This is a genomic window from Streptomyces sp. (genome assembly GCF_035563135.1).
GTDB lineage: Bacteria > Actinomycetota > Actinomycetes > Streptomycetales > Streptomycetaceae > Streptomyces.
Map to the genome: position 1 here is coordinate 1 of NZ_DATMVN010000005.1, position 16,204 is coordinate 16,204.

The 16,204-nt window shown below is 71.6% G+C and carries 17 protein-coding genes and 1 pseudogene; 14 read left to right on the forward strand and 4 right to left on the reverse strand.

Annotated features, from left to right (window positions below):
- The 3 genes and pseudogenes from VN520_RS00305 to VN520_RS00315 form a co-directional block, all read right to left on the reverse strand.
- Nucleotides 1-288 (reverse strand): annotated as a pseudogene (locus VN520_RS00305) (hypothetical protein); the annotation flags it as partial.
- 119 nt (nt 289-407) lie between these two features.
- Complete coding sequence (locus VN520_RS00310; RefSeq protein WP_325744764.1) at nt 408-1,226, reverse strand: DUF3097 domain-containing protein; 819 nt, start codon at nt 1,224-1,226, stop codon at nt 408-410.
- A 25-nt stretch (nt 1,227-1,251) separates the two neighbouring features.
- Nucleotides 1,252-1,974 carry an MBL fold metallo-hydrolase gene (locus VN520_RS00315; RefSeq protein WP_325744765.1) on the reverse strand — a complete coding sequence of 241 codons (723 nt, stop codon included), beginning with the start codon at nt 1,972-1,974 and terminating at the stop codon, nt 1,252-1,254.
- A 165-nt stretch (nt 1,975-2,139) separates the two neighbouring features.
- Between VN520_RS00315 and hrcA the strand changes: the two genes are divergently transcribed.
- From hrcA to VN520_RS00350, 7 genes are all read left to right on the forward strand, one after another.
- Nucleotides 2,140-3,156 carry a heat-inducible transcriptional repressor HrcA gene (hrcA, locus tag VN520_RS00320; RefSeq protein ID WP_325744766.1) on the forward strand — a complete coding sequence of 339 codons (1,017 nt, stop codon included), beginning with the start codon at nt 2,140-2,142 and terminating at the stop codon, nt 3,154-3,156.
- Nucleotides 3,157-4,293, forward strand: a complete 1,137-nt coding sequence (dnaJ, locus tag VN520_RS00325; protein ID WP_325744767.1) for a molecular chaperone DnaJ — start codon at nt 3,157-3,159, stop codon at nt 4,291-4,293. It begins immediately after the preceding gene.
- 120 nt (nt 4,294-4,413) lie between these two features.
- Nucleotides 4,414-5,487 carry a nitronate monooxygenase gene (locus VN520_RS00330; RefSeq protein WP_325744768.1) on the forward strand — a complete coding sequence of 358 codons (1,074 nt, stop codon included), beginning with the start codon at nt 4,414-4,416 and terminating at the stop codon, nt 5,485-5,487.
- Nucleotides 5,484-6,230, forward strand: a complete 747-nt coding sequence (locus VN520_RS00335) for a 16S rRNA (uracil(1498)-N(3))-methyltransferase (protein ID WP_325744769.1) — start codon at nt 5,484-5,486, stop codon at nt 6,228-6,230. Before VN520_RS00330 ends, VN520_RS00335 begins: the two co-directional genes overlap by 4 nt.
- 78 nt (nt 6,231-6,308) lie before the next feature.
- Nucleotides 6,309-6,668 (forward strand): histidine triad nucleotide-binding protein, encoded by a 360-nt coding sequence (locus VN520_RS00340; RefSeq protein WP_325744770.1) that lies wholly within the window; start codon nt 6,309-6,311, stop codon nt 6,666-6,668.
- 13 nt (nt 6,669-6,681) lie between these two features.
- Complete coding sequence (locus tag VN520_RS00345; RefSeq protein ID WP_325744771.1) at nt 6,682-7,590, forward strand: ribonuclease Z; 909 nt, start codon at nt 6,682-6,684, stop codon at nt 7,588-7,590.
- 10 nt (nt 7,591-7,600) lie between these two features.
- On the forward strand, nt 7,601-8,593 hold the full coding sequence (locus tag VN520_RS00350) for an adenosine deaminase (protein WP_325744772.1): 993 nt from the start codon (nt 7,601-7,603) through the stop codon (nt 8,591-8,593).
- On the opposite strand, the gene VN520_RS00355 is transcribed toward VN520_RS00350, so the two are convergent.
- The gene (locus tag VN520_RS00355; protein ID WP_325744773.1) at nt 8,557-9,915 is read right to left on the reverse strand and encodes an MFS transporter; all 1,359 of its coding nucleotides are present in this window, start codon (nt 9,913-9,915) and stop codon (nt 8,557-8,559) included. The two genes, VN520_RS00350 and VN520_RS00355, sit on opposite strands and share 37 nt — an antisense overlap.
- Before the next feature lie 387 nt (nt 9,916-10,302).
- Here VN520_RS00355 and VN520_RS00360 point away from each other — a divergent pair, with 387 nt between their 5' ends.
- From VN520_RS00360 to era, 7 genes are all read left to right on the forward strand, one after another.
- Entirely contained in the window at nt 10,303-11,406 is a 1,104-nt protein-coding gene (locus VN520_RS00360) for a carbohydrate kinase family protein (protein WP_325744774.1), read from the forward strand.
- Between the two features lie 127 nt (nt 11,407-11,533).
- On the forward strand, nt 11,534-12,556 hold the full coding sequence (locus tag VN520_RS00365) for a PhoH family protein (protein WP_325744775.1): 1,023 nt from the start codon (nt 11,534-11,536) through the stop codon (nt 12,554-12,556).
- 12 nt (nt 12,557-12,568) lie between these two features.
- Nucleotides 12,569-13,066 (forward strand): rRNA maturation RNase YbeY, encoded by a 498-nt coding sequence (gene ybeY / locus VN520_RS00370; RefSeq protein WP_325744776.1) that lies wholly within the window; start codon nt 12,569-12,571, stop codon nt 13,064-13,066.
- Nucleotides 13,063-14,346 carry a hemolysin family protein gene (locus tag VN520_RS00375; RefSeq protein ID WP_325744777.1) on the forward strand — a complete coding sequence of 428 codons (1,284 nt, stop codon included), beginning with the start codon at nt 13,063-13,065 and terminating at the stop codon, nt 14,344-14,346. The genes ybeY and VN520_RS00375 overlap by 4 nt, the downstream gene beginning before the upstream one ends.
- Nucleotides 14,343-14,696 (forward strand): MmcQ/YjbR family DNA-binding protein, encoded by a 354-nt coding sequence (locus VN520_RS00380; protein ID WP_325744778.1) that lies wholly within the window; start codon nt 14,343-14,345, stop codon nt 14,694-14,696. Before VN520_RS00375 ends, VN520_RS00380 begins: the two co-directional genes overlap by 4 nt.
- Nucleotides 14,697-14,790: 94 nt before the next feature.
- Nucleotides 14,791-15,144, forward strand: a complete 354-nt coding sequence (locus tag VN520_RS00385) for a cytidine deaminase (protein ID WP_325744779.1) — start codon at nt 14,791-14,793, stop codon at nt 15,142-15,144.
- 51 nt (nt 15,145-15,195) lie between these two features.
- Nucleotides 15,196-16,170, forward strand: a complete 975-nt coding sequence (era, locus tag VN520_RS00390) for a GTPase Era (protein ID WP_325744780.1) — start codon at nt 15,196-15,198, stop codon at nt 16,168-16,170.
- Nucleotides 16,171-16,204 lie beyond the last annotated feature (34 nt).

Sequence of the window (16,204 nt, forward strand, 5' to 3'; positions counted from 1 at the left end):
GGTGAGGGTACGGACCATGGACAGCGCCGCTTCGTACGGGGTGGCGCCGGCGCCGTCGAGCAGCTTCACCGGGACCCGGCGCAGCTGGTTCGCCCGGTGGACCTGGTGGACGATCTGCTCGACCCGGCCGTCGATCTCCGGCCCGGCGGAAGCGTCCTGCGCCTGCGCCACCACCAGAGGCATCACCGGCCGGTTGACCCGGTACCGGTCGATCAGCTGCTGCATGAGGTGGAAGACGGCGGAGGCCGCCTCGTTCTCCGCACTGTCCCGCCACACTTCGCGCGCCATCCGCCCCGTGCCTCCCCCTGTGCCCGGACGTGCCCTCACCCCTCAATAACGGATGATGCGTGTGCGGCGCAGGTGTTCACGGGGATCGGTACCGGATCCTTCCCGGCCGGTCCCGGGCGTCAGGCAGGGAGGGTGACGAAGTCGATCAATTCCTCGACACGGCCCAGCAGTTGAGGTTCCAGGTCCTTGTAGGAGTTGACCTTGGAAAGAATGTGCTGCCAGGCCGCTCCGGTGTTCTCCGGCCAGCCCAGCGCCCGGCACACGCCCGTCTTCCAGTCCTGCCCGCGCGGCACCGCCGGCCACCCGGGGATGCCCACGGACGACGGTTTCACGGCCTCCCAGACATCGATGTACGGGTGCCCCACCACCAGCACGTGCGGGTCGGTCACCTGAGCGGCGATACGGGACTCCTTGGAACCGGGCACCAGATGGTCGACCAGGACACCGAGCCGGGCGTCCGGCCCGGGGGCGAACTCCCGCACGATCGACGGGAGGTCGTCGACGCCCTCCAGGTACTCCACCACCACGCCCTCGATGCGGAGGTCGTCGCCCCAGACCCGCTCGACGAGCTCGGCGTCGTGCCGGCCCTCGACGTAGATCCGGCCCGCCCGCGCCACCCGCGCCCGCGCCCCGGGAACCGCCACCGAGCCGGAGGCCGTACGGGAAGGACGGGCGGGGCCGCCGGCCGGCGGGCGCACGAGGGTGACCACCTTGCCCTCCAGCAGGAAGCCGCGCGGCTCCATCGGGAAGACCCGGTGCTTGCCGAAACGGTCCTCCAGCGTGACCGCCGGCCCCTGGGCCGTCTTCTCGCACCGGACCACCGCCCCGCAGAATCCGGTGACGGCCTCCTCGACGACCAGATCGGGCTCGGCGGGGACCTCGGGGGCGGGGGCGGACTTCTTCCACGGCGGGGTCAGATCCGGCTGATAGCTGCGCATGGCACGACGATAATCGGGGGCCCGTTCACGACACGCCGAAGCGCCGGGCCAGTCGGTCGCGCTGCGCCCGCACGAACGCCGCGTCCACCACCGCCCCGTGCCCCGGTACGTACAGCGCGTCCTCGCCGCCCAGCTCCAGCAGCCGGTCCAGCGCGGCCGGCCAGTGCGAGGGGACCGCGTCCCCGCCCGCCTGCGGTTCACCGGACTCCTCGACCAGATCGCCGCAGAGCACCACGACGGGGGAGCCCGGCACCAGCACCGCGAGGTCGTGCCCGCTGTGACCGGGGCCCACATTGGCCAGCAGCACCTGGAATCCGCCGCCGAGGTCGAGCGTCCACTCGCCGCTCACCTGATGCCGCGGAACCACCAGGGCGTCCGTGGCCGCTGTGGCGTCCGCCTCACCCATCCCGTGCCGCAGCGCGTCCGCGCGCAGCTCCTCGGCGCCCCGCTCCAGGAGGTCCGCCGTGCCGACCGCCCCGTAGACCTCCGCCCCGGAGAACGCGGCGGTCCCCAGCACATGGTCGAAGTGCGGATGGCTCAGTGCGATATGCGTCACTCTCCGGCCCAGCAGGGCCTCCGCCTGGGTCCGCAGCTCGACGCCCTCCCGCAGCGTCGAACCGGTGTCGTGGAGCAGCACGGCGTCCGTCCCCGCCACCAGCGCGGCGGTCGCGTCCCAGACGGGAAGGCGCCGCCGCCCCGCACTGTCACCCAACCGCTCCCACCCGAACTCTTCCCAAGAGACGTCCATACGACGACGCTATCGGCAACGGCCTGCGCGGTCCTGTGACGGCGTGGCCGGTCGCCCTTGCCCCCGCCCCACCCCGCCCCCGTACACTGACCGGGGGGAACGCTGGCACTCGAACGCACAGAGTGCCAGGCAGACGCCGGAGAACCACAGCTGGAGGTGTGCGCGGTGCTCAGTGAACGCAGACTCGAAGTGCTGCGCGCCATCGTCCAGGACTACGTCGGCACCGAGGAGCCCGTCGGCTCCAAGGCGCTCACGGAGCGGCACAGCCTCGGGGTCTCCCCGGCGACTGTCCGCAACGACATGGCGGTGCTGGAGGACGAGGGCTTCATCGCGCAGCCGCACACGAGTGCGGGGCGCATCCCGACGGACAAGGGCTACCGTCTCTTCGTCGACAAGCTCGCGGGCGTCAAGCCCCTGTCGTCGCCGGAGCGCCGGGCCATCCAGAATTTCCTCGACGGCGCGGTCGACCTCGACGACGTGGTGGGCCGCACGGTCCGGCTGCTCGCGCAGCTGACCAGGCAGGTCGCCGTCGTGCAGTACCCCTCGCTGACCCGGTCGACGGTCCGGCACGTGGAGCTGCTGTCGCTGGCTCCGGCCCGGCTGATGCTCGTCCTGATCACGGACACGGGCCGGGTCGAACAGCGTATGATCGACTGTCCTGCGCCGTTCGGTGACACGTCACTGGCCGATCTGCGGGCCCGGCTCAACAGCCGGGTCGTCGGACGACGCTTCGCGGACGTCCCCCGGCTGGTGCAGGACCTGCCGGAGTCCTTCGAGACCGAGGACCGGGGAACCGTATCCACGGTGCTCTCCGTCCTCCTGGAGACTCTGGTCGAAGAGACGGAGGAGCGGCTGATCATCGGCGGCACCTCCAACCTCACCCGCTTCGGGCACGACTTCCCTGTGATGATCCGGCCGGTGCTGGAGGCATTGGAGGAGCAGGTCGTGCTGCTGAAGCTGCTCGGTGAGGCAACGGATTCGGGCATGACCGTACGGATCGGGCACGAGAACGCCCACGAGGGCCTCAACGCCACGTCCGTCGTCGCGGTCGGCTACGGTTCGGGCGACGAGGCAGTCGCCAAACTCGGCGTGGTCGGACCGACCCGCATGGACTACCCCGGAACGATGGGAGCGGTACGCGCAGTGGCACGTTACGTCGGACAGATCCTGGCGGATTCGTAAGTGGCCACCGACTACTACGCCGTACTAGGCGTGCGCCGCGACGCATCTCAGGACGAGATCAAGAAGGCATTCCGTCGGCTCGCCCGCGAGCTGCACCCGGATGTCAACCCGGATCCGAAGACCCAGGAGCGGTTCAAGGAGATCAACGCCGCTTACGAGGTGCTGTCGGACCCGCAGAAGAAGCAGGTCTACGACCTCGGCGGCGACCCGCTGTCCGCCTCGGGCGGCGGTGGCGCGGGAGGGTTCGGAGCCGGCGGCTTCGGCAACTTCAGCGACATCATGGACGCGTTCTTCGGCAACGCCGCGCAGCGCGGGCCCCGTTCGCGGACCCGCCGCGGCCAGGACGCGATGATCCGGCTGGAGATCGACCTCAACGAGGCGGCCTTCGGCACGACCAAGGACATCCAGGTCGACACGGCGGTCGTCTGTACGACCTGCAGCGGCGAGGGCGCCGCACCCGGCACCTCCGCGCAGACCTGTGACATGTGCCGCGGCCGCGGTGAGGTCTCCCAGGTCACCCGGTCCTTCCTCGGCCAGGTCATGACCTCGCGGCCCTGCCCGCAGTGCCAGGGCTTCGGCACGGTCGTCCCCACGCCGTGCCCCGAGTGCGCCGGTGACGGCCGCATCCGCTCGCGGCGCACCCTGACCGTGAAGATCCCCGCCGGTGTCGACAACGGCACCCGGATCCAGCTCGCGGGCGAGGGCGAGGTCGGCCCCGGCGGCGGTCCCGCCGGCGACCTGTACGTCGAGATCCACGAGCTCTCCCACGCCGTGTTCCAGCGGCGGGGTGACGACCTGCACTGCACGGTCACCATCCCGATGACGGCCGCGGCGCTCGGCACCCAGGTGCCGCTGGAGACGCTCGACGGCCTGGAGGAGATCGACATCAGGCCGGGCACCCAGTCCGGCCAGTCGGTCCCGCTGCACGGGCGCGGCATCACGCATCTGCGCGGCGGCGGACGCGGTGACCTCATCGTGCACGTCGAGGTCATGACCCCGACGAAGATGGACCCCGAGCAGGAGCGCCTCCTGCGGGAGCTGGCGAAGCTGCGCGGCGAGGAGCGGCCCACGGGTCAGTTCCAGCCGGGACAGCAGGGCCTCTTCTCCCGGCTGAAGGACGCCTTCAACGGCCGCTGACCCCTCTCGTCCCACCGCCCGCCGGTCCCGTACCGGCGGGCGGCGCGGTGTGCGCGGCGGCCGTCCGCCGGGTGAAAGGGCTGATTCGGCACGATCCGCCGGACGTGGCACGATGCGGTCATGTCCTTGGCCCTGACCGACCTCTGCCGGCACCCGATCGTGCAGGCCCCCATGGCGGGCGGTGTGTCACGCCCGGAGCTGGCCGCCGCCGTCACCGAGGCCGGAGGGCTCGGTTTCCTCGCCGCCGGCTACAAGACGGCGGACGGGATGTACAACGAGGTCAAGCAGCTCCGGAGGATGACCGGCCGGCCCTTCGGCGTCAACCTCTTCATGCCGCAGCCCCTGGTCGCCGACGCCGGCGCCGTCGAGGTCTACAGCCACCAGCTCGCCGGTGAGGCCTCCTGGTACGAGACCCCTCTGGGCGACCCGGACGCCTGCGGTGACGACGGCTACGAGGCCAAGGTCGCGATCCTCCTGGAGGACCCCGTCCCCGTGGTCTCCTTCACCTTCGGGTGCCCCGCCCGGGAAGTCCTCGAAGCGTTCGCCGCCGCCGGGACGTCCACCGTCGTCACGGTCACCTCGGCCCAGGAGGCGCGCAACGCGCAGTGGGCGGGCGCCGACGCCGTCTGCGTCCAGGGAACCGAGGCCGGCGGTCACCAGTCCACGCACCGCGACGACCCGCAGGGCGGCCTCACCGGCACCGGACTGCTCTGCCTGATCACCGAGGTCCGCGAGTCCGTGCGGCTGCCGGTCGTCGCGGCGGGCGGGCTGATGCGCGGCTCCCAGATCGCCGCGGTCCTGGCGGCCGGCGCCGACGCGGCGCAGCTCGGTACGGCGTTCCTGCCCTGCCCCGAGTCGGGGGCGCACCCGCTGCACAAACAGGCCCTGACGAACCCGCTGTTCGTGACGACGGCCCTGACCCGGGCCTTCTCGGGCCGCCCCGCGCGCGGGCTCGTCAACCGGTTCGTCCGGGAGCACGGCCCGTACGCCCCCGCCGCCTACCCGCAGGTGCACCAGCTGACCAGCGGGCTGCGCAAGGCCGCCGCCCGGAGCGAGGACGCCCAGGGCATGGCTCTGTGGGCGGGCCAGGGCCACCGGCTGGCACGCGAGCTGCCCGCCGGGGAACTCGTGGATCTGCTCGTCGCCGAGACGGAAGCCGCGTGTGCGGCCGTGAGTGTGAGGAGTGCCCGGTGACGGCACCGGTCTTCGTCGTCGAACAGCTGGTCAGCGGGCCTGAGTTCGTCCTGGACGGTCCCGAGGGGCGGCACGCCGTGTCCGTGAAGCGGCTGAACCCGGGGGAGGACGTCGTCCTGACCGACGGGCGGGGCCGCTGGGCGGAAGGCGTCGTACGGGCGGCCGAGGGCAAGGACCGGCTCGTCGTCGGCGGCCTGGAGCAGGTGCACGAGGAGCCCGCCCCCACCCCGTCGATCACCGTCGTCCAGGCGCTGCCCAAGGGCGACCGCGGTGAGCTCGCCGTGGAGACGATGACCGAGACGGGCGTCGACGCGATCGTGCCCTGGCAGGCCGCGCGCTGCATCACGCAGTGGAAGGGCGAGCGCGGGCTGAAGTCCCTCGCCAAGTGGCGCAGCACCGCACGCGAGGCGGGCAAGCAGTCGCGCCGGGTGCGCTTCCCCGAGGTGGCCGGGGCCATGACGACCAAGCAGGTCGCCGCCCTGCTGGCCGGGGCGGACTTCGCGGGCGTCCTGCACGAGGACCGCGACAGCGGCAGCGAGCCGCTCGCCACCGCTTCCCTCCCCGCCCACGGCACGATCGTGCTGGTCGTGGGCCCGGAGGGCGGGGTCTCGCCCCAGGAGCTGACCGCCTTCGCCGAGGCGGGGGCGCCCCCGTACCGGCTCGGCCCCAGCGTGCTGCGCACCTCGACCGCGGGGACGGCCGCGGCGGCCCTGCTGATGGGACGCACCGGGCGCTGGAGCTGAGAGCCGCCCCGTCCCGTCCGGCCGGATAGCATGCCGGTGTACTGATCACGAGGACCGAACGACCGAGGAGGCCGGGCCATGGCGGGAGAGCCGCAGACCGACTGCCTGTTCTGCAGGATCGTTGCGGGGGAGATCCCGGCGACCGTCGTCCGCGAGAGCGCGACGACCCTCGCCTTCCGCGACATAAACCCCCAGGCCCCGACGCACGTCCTGGTCATCCCCAAGGCGCACCACCCGGACGCCGCCTCGCTCGCCGCCGCCGAGCCCGAGGTCGCCGCCGACGTGCTGCGCGAGGCCGGGCTCGTCGCCGCCGACGAGGAGATCGCCGGGACCGGCTACCGCATCGTCCTCAACACCGGCGCGGGCGCCGGGCAGACCGTCTTCCACGCGCACGCCCACGTCCTGGGCGGCCGCGGGATGCAGTGGCCCCCCGGATAGCCAGCCGCTCCCCGTGTCCGTACGAGAACTCGTGGTCCTCGGCACCGCCAGCCAGGTGCCGACCCGCCACCGCAACCACAACGGCTATCTGCTGCGCTGGGACGGCGAGGGCATCCTCTTCGACCCCGGCGAGGGCACCCAGCGGCAGATGCTGCGGGCGGGCGTCGCCGCGCACGACATCAACCGGATCTGCGTCACGCACTTCCACGGCGATCACGCGCTGGGCCTGGCGGGGGTGATCCAGCGGATCAACCTGGACCAGGTCCCGCACCCCGTCACGGCGCACTTCCCGGCGAGCGGACAGCGCTTCTTCGACCGGCTGCGGTACTCGACCGCGTACCGCGAATCGGTCGAGCTCACCGAGGCCCCGGTCGCCGCCGACGGCGTCCTCGCCACCACCGGCGCGTACACCCTCGACAGCCACCGGCTCTCGCACCCCGTCGAGGCCTACGGCTACCGCCTCACCGAGCCCGACCGGCTGCGCATGCTGCCCGCGAAGCTCGCCGCGCACGGCATCGGCGGGCCCGACGTCGGACGGATCCAGCGGGAGGGGTCCCTGCGCGGCATCCCGCTGGAAGAGGTCTCCGTGACCCGGCGCGGACAGCGCTTCGCGTTCGTCATGGACACCCGGCTCTGCGACGGCGCGTTCGCCCTCGCCGAGGGATGCGACATGCTGGTCATCGAGTCGACGTTCCTCGACGAGGACAGCCGGCTCGCCGCCGACCACGGCCACCTCACCGCCGGGCAGGCGGCCCGGGTGGCGAAGGAGTCGGGCGTACGGCACCTCGTGCTGACGCACTTCTCCCAGCGCTACACCGACCCCGATGCCTTCGAGCGCCAGGCCAGGGCAGCCGGCTTCGAAGGCGAACTGACCATCGCCCAGGACCTGATCCGGGTCCCGGTACCCACCCGTCACACGTAACGAGAACCCCGTGCACCTCCCCAAAGCCGAACTCCACCTCCACATCGAAGGCACCCTCGAACCCGAGCTCGCCTTCGCGCTCGCCGCACGCAACGGCGTCGAGCTGCCCTACGCGGACACCGAAGAGCTGCGCACCGCCTACCTCTTCGACGACCTGCAGAGCTTCCTCGATCTCTACTACGCCCTCATGACGGTGCTGCGCACCGAGGAGGACTTCGCCGAACTGGCCGACGCCTACCTCGCCCGCGCCGCGGCCCAGGGCGTCCGGCACGCGGAGATCTTCTTCGACCCGCAGGCCCACACCGGCCGCGGCGTCCCGATCGGCACCGTGGTCGAAGGACTCGGCAGGGCACTGGACCGCAGCGAGGAGACGCACGGCATCTCCACCCAGTTGATCATGTGCTTCCTGCGTGACGAGTCCGCCGAGTCGGCCCTGGAGACCCTGGAGGCCGCGAAGCCGTACCTGCACCGCATCAGCGCCGTGGGCCTCGACTCCGCCGAGGTCGGCCACCCGCCCGCGAAGTTCCGCGAGGTGTACGCGGCGGCCACGGCCCTCGGCCTGCGCAAGGTCGCCCACGCCGGGGAGGAGGGTCCGCCGGAGTACATCCGGGAGGCCCTGGACATCCTCGGCGTCGAGCGGATCGACCACGGCCTGCGCTGCATGGAGGACCCGGAGCTGGTGGACCGGCTGGTCTCCGAGCGGATCCCGCTGACGCTCTGCCCGCTCTCCAACGTCAGGCTGCGCGCCGTCGACGTACTCGAACAGCACCCGCTGCGGACCATGATGGACGCCGGCCTGCTCTGTACGGTGAACTCCGACGACCCCGCCTACTTCGGCGGATACGTCGGAGATACCTTCCAGGCCGTGCACGAGGCGCTCGGCCTGGACCGCGAGCAGCTGCGCACCCTGGCCCGCAACTCCTTCGAGGCGGCCTTCCTCGACCACGACGAGGAGCGCAGGGCGCGTTACCTCTCCGAGGTCGAGGCGTACGCGTTCGACTGACCGGCGCCGCCGGCCGGACCCGCCGTCCGGAACGCGCTCCGCACCAGCCGCCTGCGCCGCAGTGCGGGCACGCTGATCTCCGCGACCGCCTGCTCCGGTGCGCCCAGCTTGGGCACGGCGCCGGACAGGCTGTTGGTCGTGGCGGCGAGGAGGGCGGCCGGGGCACCGCCCCTGCGCCGGACGGAACCGGGCACCAGCGGGCGTCCGCCGGTGTGCAGGGCCACCGCGGTGACGGGGGCCGCGACCAGGAGGGTCGCGGCCCCCAGGACCAGGCCCATCACCGCGTAGCCCGCCTGCTCGGACAGCACACTGCCGAGCAGGGGGCCGCAGGCCGTGCCGACGGACGAGGCCGAGCCCGCCAGAACCGCCCAGCGGCCGCGCACGTCCAGCGAGGCCGCCAGCCCGATCAGATACGACAGGACCACCGGGTAGAAGGTGTTCCATACGATCTCCCCGGTCGCGAACGACCCCAGGTCCTCGGCCGAGGAGCTGAGCACGATGCTCCCCGCGATGATCATCGTGCCGACGCCGATCGGCACCGCCCGCCCGAGCCGGGCCCCCAGCACGCCGGCACCCATGACGCCCAGCAGTCCCGCGCCCAGCGCGGCGGCGAACACGGCACCCACGGTCACCTCGGAGAGCCCCACCTGGTCGGCGCCGATGCGGCTGCTCACACCCCACAGGGCGTTCTGCGCCATGGACCAGACGAGCATCCCGCCCGCCAGCACCAGACCCGACCGCCGGTGCGGCAGCCGTCCCTGCACGGGCGAGGTCCCGCCGACGGCCGTGGAACCGCCCAGCCGGGAGGTGGCGGGCCAGACGAGCAGGGCGACCAGCGCGATGGAGGCGAACGGCAGCCGATGGCCACCGTCCAGGTGGGGGACCGTCAGATAGAGGGCGCCCGCCGTCGCCGAGACGCTGAGCAGCCCGAGCGAAGAGGTCCGGTGCGGATCGCGCTGCGCGGCGATGCCGGACGCCGCGACGGCGGTCGCCGTACCGGAGCCGAAGCCACCGACCACGACCCCCGCGATCACCAGCGGCACCGAGGTGGTCAGCGCCGCGCAGCCGTAGCCGAGCGCGGCGAGCAGCAGCCCCGCACGCGCGGATCTCCGCGACCCGTATCTCTCGACGCGCCCCGCCAGCGCGAAGCCGGCCGAGGCCGAGCTGAGCAGCAGGGCGCTGCCGACCAGACCGGCCTGGGCCGGGCTCAGCCCCAGATAGGTGCTGAGGCGGCCGACGATGGTGGGGAGCAGATAGGCGGCGAGGTAACCGGCGGTGAAGACGGCAACCAGGGGCCACGCGGCGCGAGGGCGCGAGGACATGGGCGTTCCTGAGGACATGCCGGAGGAGGCAGAAGGAGGGGGAGGGCGGAGCGGGGCAAGGCAGAGGTAAGGCAGGGGAGGGTGGAGCGAGGCAAGGCAGGGGAGGGTGGAGCGAGAAAAAGCAGGAGAAGCGGCACTCGTCGTCAACTGTCCCGAACGGTGCTCGCGGGGCAATTTGTATCAAGCGCGCCCCGATGACGGAAAGCCGACTCGATGTGATCCGGGTCACGTAGAGGTTTATGCATCATCAGGCCGGGTAGCAACGCATGTTTATGCAGGTCGGAGGGAGTGTGCACGGTACGGCGCGGGTCATCGGACCGGGAGAACGGATCCGGCACACTGGGGCCCTCACGCACTGTTCAGATCTGCCACGGCCGGGAGCGCACGGTGAGTACAGCTGATCCAGGCATCGACCCGCTGCTCGGGCTGCGTGCCCCGCAGGACCCCGCCTGTGACGTCTTCCTGACCGGCACGGTCTTCCTGGACATCATCTTCACCGGCCTGGACAGCGCCCCGGTGCGCGGCACCGAGTCCTGGGCCCGGGGGATGGGCTCCAGCCCCGGAGGCGTCGCCAACATGGCCACCGCGCTCGCCCGCCTCGGCCTGCACACCTCGCTGGCCGCCGCCTTCGGCGACGACCACTACGGCGAGTACTGCTGGGACGCCCTCGAACAGGGCGAGGGCATCGATCTGAGCATGTCGCACACCGTCCCCGGCTGGCACTCGCCCGTCACCGTCTCCATGGCGTACGAGGGCGAGCGCACGATGGTCTCGCACGGTCACGAGGCACCGGCCCCCGCCACGTCCGCGGTGCCCGGCCGTACGTTCCCGCACTGCCCCCCGCGCGCCCGCGCCGCCGTCGCCTCACTGACCCCCGGCCGCAGCGAGCCCTGGGTGGCGGCGGCCGCCCGGAACGGCGCGATGGTCTTCGCCGACGTCGGCTGGGACGAGACCGGCCGCTGGGACCTGGACGCCCTGCCCGACCTCGGCCACTGCCTGGCCTTCCTGCCCAACGCCGAGGAGGCCATGCGCTACACCCGCACCGACTGCCCGCGCGCCGCCGCCCACGCCCTGGCCGAACGCGTGCCCCTCGCCGTGGTCACCCTGGGGGCGGAGGGCGCCTACGCGGTGGACCGGGCGGCCGGCACGGCCGCCGAGGTGCCCGCCATCGAGGTCGAGGCCCTGGACCCCACCGGAGCGGGCGACGTCTTCGTGGCCGGGTTCGTCACGGGGACGCTGGCCGGCTGGCCGCTCGCCGACCGCCTCGCCTTCGCCGGGCTGACGGCGGCCCTGTCGGTGCAGGAGTTCGGCGGATCACTGTCCGCGCCCGGATGGGCGGAGATCGGCGGCTGGTGGCAGCAGGTGCGCACCTGGGCCGACCAGGACCCCGCAGCCCTGGAGCGCTACGCCTTCCTGGAGGAGCTCCTGCCCACCACGAACAGGACATGGCCCCTGCGCCGTGCCGTCCCGACCATCGGCTTCCGCCAGTGAAGGGCTGATGATCACCGGGTAAAACCTCTCGGTGTTGTCGGTGGGGAGTCGTACGCTGGTAGTCCAGAGGCGGTCGAGCAGCGACGGCCCTGCAACGGGAGGTATGCGCAGGCCCGAGGGCCGGCCCATGACTCAGTCACCTACACAGCCGCAGGCGCGCGCCCAGATCAGCATTCCGGCCGCACACCCCATGGTGATGCTCCTGGGGTCGGGCGACTCGCTGCTGCGCGTGATCGAAACGGCGTTCCCGGCCGTCGACATCCATGTCCGGGGCAACGAGATAAGCGCGACTGGAAGCGCGGCGGACGTCGCCCTGATCCAGCGCCTGTTCGACGAGATGGTGCTGGTGCTCCGCACCGGACTGCCGATGACGGAGGACGCTGTGGAACGCTCGATCGCCATGCTCAGGGCGAGCGGGGACGGCAACGGGGAAGTCGCCGAGACCCCCGCCGAGGTGCTCACCCAGAACATCCTCTCCAGCCGCGGCCGCACGATCCGCCCCAAGACGCTCAACCAGAAGCGGTACGTCGACGCGATCGACAAGCACACCATCGTCTTCGGCATCGGCCCCGCGGGCACCGGCAAGACCTATCTCGCCATGGCCAAGGCGGTCCAGGCCCTGCAGTCCAAGCAGGTCAGCCGGATCATCCTCACCAGGCCCGCCGTCGAGGCGGGGGAGCGGCTCGGCTTCCTGCCCGGCACGCTCTTCGACAAGATCGACCCGTATCTGCGCCCGCTCTACGACGCCCTGCACGACATGCTCGACCCCGACACGATCCCCCGGCTCATGGCGGCGGGCACGATCGAGGTCGCACCGCTGGCGTACATGCGGGGCCGGACCCTGAACGACGCGTTCATCATCCTGGACGAGGCGCAGAACACCAGCGCCGAGCAGATGAAGATGTTCCTCACCCGCCTCGGCTTCGACTCCAAGATCGTCGTCACCGGTGACGTCACCCAGGTCGACCTCCCGAACGGCACCAGGAGCGGTCTCCGCCAGGTCCAGGAGATCCTGGAGGACGTCCCGGACGTGCACTTCTCCAGGCTCACCTCCCAGGATGTCGTCCGGCACAAGCTCGTCGGCCGTATCGTCGACGCGTACGAGAAGTACGACAACGCAGAGGGCCCCAAGGGCCGCAACGGGAAGTAGCCGCAGCACACCATGTCGATCGACGTCAACAACGAGTCCGGAACCGAGGTCGACGAGCAGGCGATCCTCGACATCGCCCGCTACGCGCTCGCCCGGATGCGGATCCATCCGCTGTCCGAGCTTTCGGTGATCGTGGTGGACACCGCCGCCATGGAACAGCTCCACATCCAGTGGATGGACCTTCCGGGCCCGACGGATGTCATGTCCTTCCCGATGGACGAACTCCGCCCCCCGGCCAAGGACGACGAGGAGCCCCCGCAGGGGCTCCTCGGTGACATCGTGCTCTGCCCGGAGGTCGCGAAGAAGCAGGGCGAGGAGGCCGGGACGCAGCACTCCATGGACGAGGAGCTCCAGCTCCTCACGGTCCACGGCGTGCTGCACCTCCTCGGTTACGACCACGAGGAGCCGGACGAGAAGGCCGAGATGTTCGGCCTCCAGGCGGCCATCGTCGACGGCTGGCGCGGTGAGCGCGGTCTGACCGGTCCGTCCCCCGCCCCCACCGTCTCGTGAGCGTCCCCCTCATCTCCGGCGCCGTCCTGCTGCTCGTCGTCGGCTGGCTCGCGGCCTGCGCCGAGGCCGGGATCGCGCGTACGTCGAGCTTCCGCGCGGCCGAGGCCGTGCGGGCGGGGCGCCGCGGCAGTGCCAAGCTGGAGCAGGTCGCCGCCGACCCCACCCGCTATCTCAACGTGGCGCTGCTCGTGAGGGTGGCCTGCGAGATGTCGGCCGGCGTGCTCGTCACGTACGCCTGCCTCAAGGAAGTCCAGGAGACCTGGCAGGCCCTGGCCCTCGCCATGGGGGTCATGGTCCTCGTCAGCTACGTCGCCATCGGGGTCTCGCCGCGCACCATCGGCCGTCAGCACCCGCTGAACACCGCCACGGCCGCCGCGTACGTCCTGCTGCCGCTGGCCAGGATCATGGGGCCGGTCCCGCAGCTGCTGATCCTCCTGGGCAACGCGCTGACCCCGGGCAAGGGCTTCCGCAAGGGCCCCTTCGCGAGCGAGGCCGAACTGCGCGCCATGGTCGACCTCGCCGAGCAGGAGTCGCTCATCGAGGACGAGGAGCGCCGCATGGTGCACTCGGTCTTCGAGCTCGGCGACACCCTCGTACGCGAGGTCATGGTGCCCCGCACCGACCTGGTCTGCATAGAGCGGTACAAGACGGTCCGTCAGGCACTGACCCTCGCGCTGCGCTCCGGCTTCTCCCGCATCCCGGTCACCGGGGAGAACGAGGACGACATCGTCGGGATCGTCTACCTCAAGGACCTGGTCCGCAAGACGCACATCAACCGGGACGCGGAGGCCGACCTGGTCTCCACGGCGATGCGTCCCGCCGCGTTCGTCCCCGACACGAAGAACGCCGGTGACCTGCTGCGCGAGATGCAGCAGGACCGCAGCCACGTCGCCGTCGTCATCGACGAGTACGGCGGCACGGCCGGCATCGTCACCATCGAGGACATCCTGGAGGAGATCGTCGGTGAGATCACCGACGAGTACGACCGCGAACTCCCGCCGGTCCAGGAGCTGGAGAACGGCTGCTTCCGGGTGACGGCCCGGCTCGACATCGGTGATCTCGGGGAGCTGTTCGGCCTCGACGCCTATGACGACGAGGACGTGGAAACGGTCGGCGGTCTGCTGGCCAAGGCGCTGGGCCGGGTCCCGATCTCCGGGGCCTCCTCCCTCGTCGACCTCCCCGACGGGCGCAAGCTCCGCCTCACGGCGGAGTCCCCGGCGGGCCGCAGGAACAAGATCGTCACGGTGCTGGTGGAACCGGAGGGAGTGGAAGCGGCATGACTCCTCAGGAGTTGCGCGCGTTCTGCCTGGAGTTCGACGCGAGCACCGAGGAATTCCCCTTCGGGCCCGAGGCCTCGGTCTTCAAGGTCCTGGGAAAGATGTTCGCCCTCAGCGCGCTCGACGCGCGGCCGCTGACGGTCAGCCTGAAGTGCGACCCGGACGAGGCACTGCGGCTCCGTAAGGAGCACGCCGCGATCGTCCCCGGTTGGCACCTGAACAAGCGGCACTGGAACACCGTGACGGTCTCCGGGCTCCCGGACCGGATGGTCCGGGAGCTCGTGGAGGACAGCTACGACCTGGTGGTGGCCGGGCTCCCCAAGGCGGAACGCCTGCGCCTGGACCGGCCGTAGGGCCCGCTGCGGGTGCGCCGTCCGCAGGCGCCCGCCCCGGGGTGAAGGGGCCCCGTCGTCGGGCGGGCCCGTACCCCCTTCGTATGCTCAGTACATGACCGACAGCACCGGCCTCGGCGCCGAGGACCGCAAGATCGTCACCCTGGCTCGCAGCGTCCGGGCCCGCAACGCGGTGCCCGAGGGCGCGGCGGTCCGGGACGAGACGGGACGTACGTACGCCGCCGGCACCGTGGCCCTGGAGTCGCTGAAGCTCAGCGCGCTGCAGACCGCCGTCGCGATGGCGGTGGCCAGCGGTGCCACGTCCCTGGAGGCGGCGGCCGTCGTCTCCGGGGCGGAGACCGTATCGGACGCCGACCTGGCCGCCGTGCGTGACCTGGGCGGGCCCGGCACGCCCGTGCTGCTCGCGGGGCCCGACGGGGCGCTCCGGTCCACGGTGGCGGCGGGCTGATCCGGGACGGCGGCGCCCTGCTGTGCAACGGCGCCGCCCGGATCGGGGAGAATGGGCGCCATGAGCGCCCGACCGAACACAGAAGCTGCTGCGCAGCAGGCTGAGAACACCGCCCCCCACCGGGCCGGCTTCGCCTGCTTCGTGGGCCGCCCCAACGCGGGCAAGTCCACCCTCACGAACGCTCTGGTCGGTCAGAAGGTGGCGATCACGTCCAACCGCCCCCAGACCACCCGGCACACGGTGCGGGGCATCGTGCACCGCGACGACGCCCAGCTGATCCTGGTGGACACGCCCGGCCTCCACAAGCCGCGCACGCTGCTCGGGGAGCGGCTGAACGACGTCGTACGGACCACCTGGGCCGAGGTCGACGTCATCGGCTTCTGCCTGCCCGCCGACCAGAAGCTCGGCCCCGGTGACAAGTTCATCATCAAGGAACTCGCCGGGATCAAGAAGACCCCGAAGATCGCGATCATCACCAAGACCGACCTGGTCGACTCCAAGGCGCTCGCCGAGCAGCTGCTGGCCGTGTCCCGCCTCGGCGAGGAGCTCGGCTTCGAGTGGGCGGAGATCATCCCGGTCTCGGCCGTGAAGGACCAGCAGGTCGGCCTGCTCGCCGACCTGATCGCGCCGCTCCTGCCCGAGAGCCCCCCGCTCTACCCGGAGGGGGACCTCACCGACGAGCCCGAGATGGTCATGGTCGCGGAGCTCATCCGGGAGGCCGCCCTGGAGGGCGTGCGGGACGAGCTGCCGCACTCCATCGCGGTCGTCGTCGAGGAGATGCTGCCGCGCGAGGACCGGCCGGCGGACAAACCGCTGCTGGACATCCACGCGAACGTCTACATCGAGCGGCCCAGCCAGAAGGGCATCATCATCGGCCCGAAGGGGAAGCGGCTCAAGGACGTGGGCACGAAGTCGCGCAAGCACATCGAGGCACTGCTGGGCACGCCGGTCTACCTGGATCTGCATGTGAAGGTCGCCAAGGACTGGCAGCGCGATCCGAAGCAGCTGCGCAAGCTGGGATTCTGAGCGCGGCCCCGGGACGGCGGCCGGAGGACGGCGC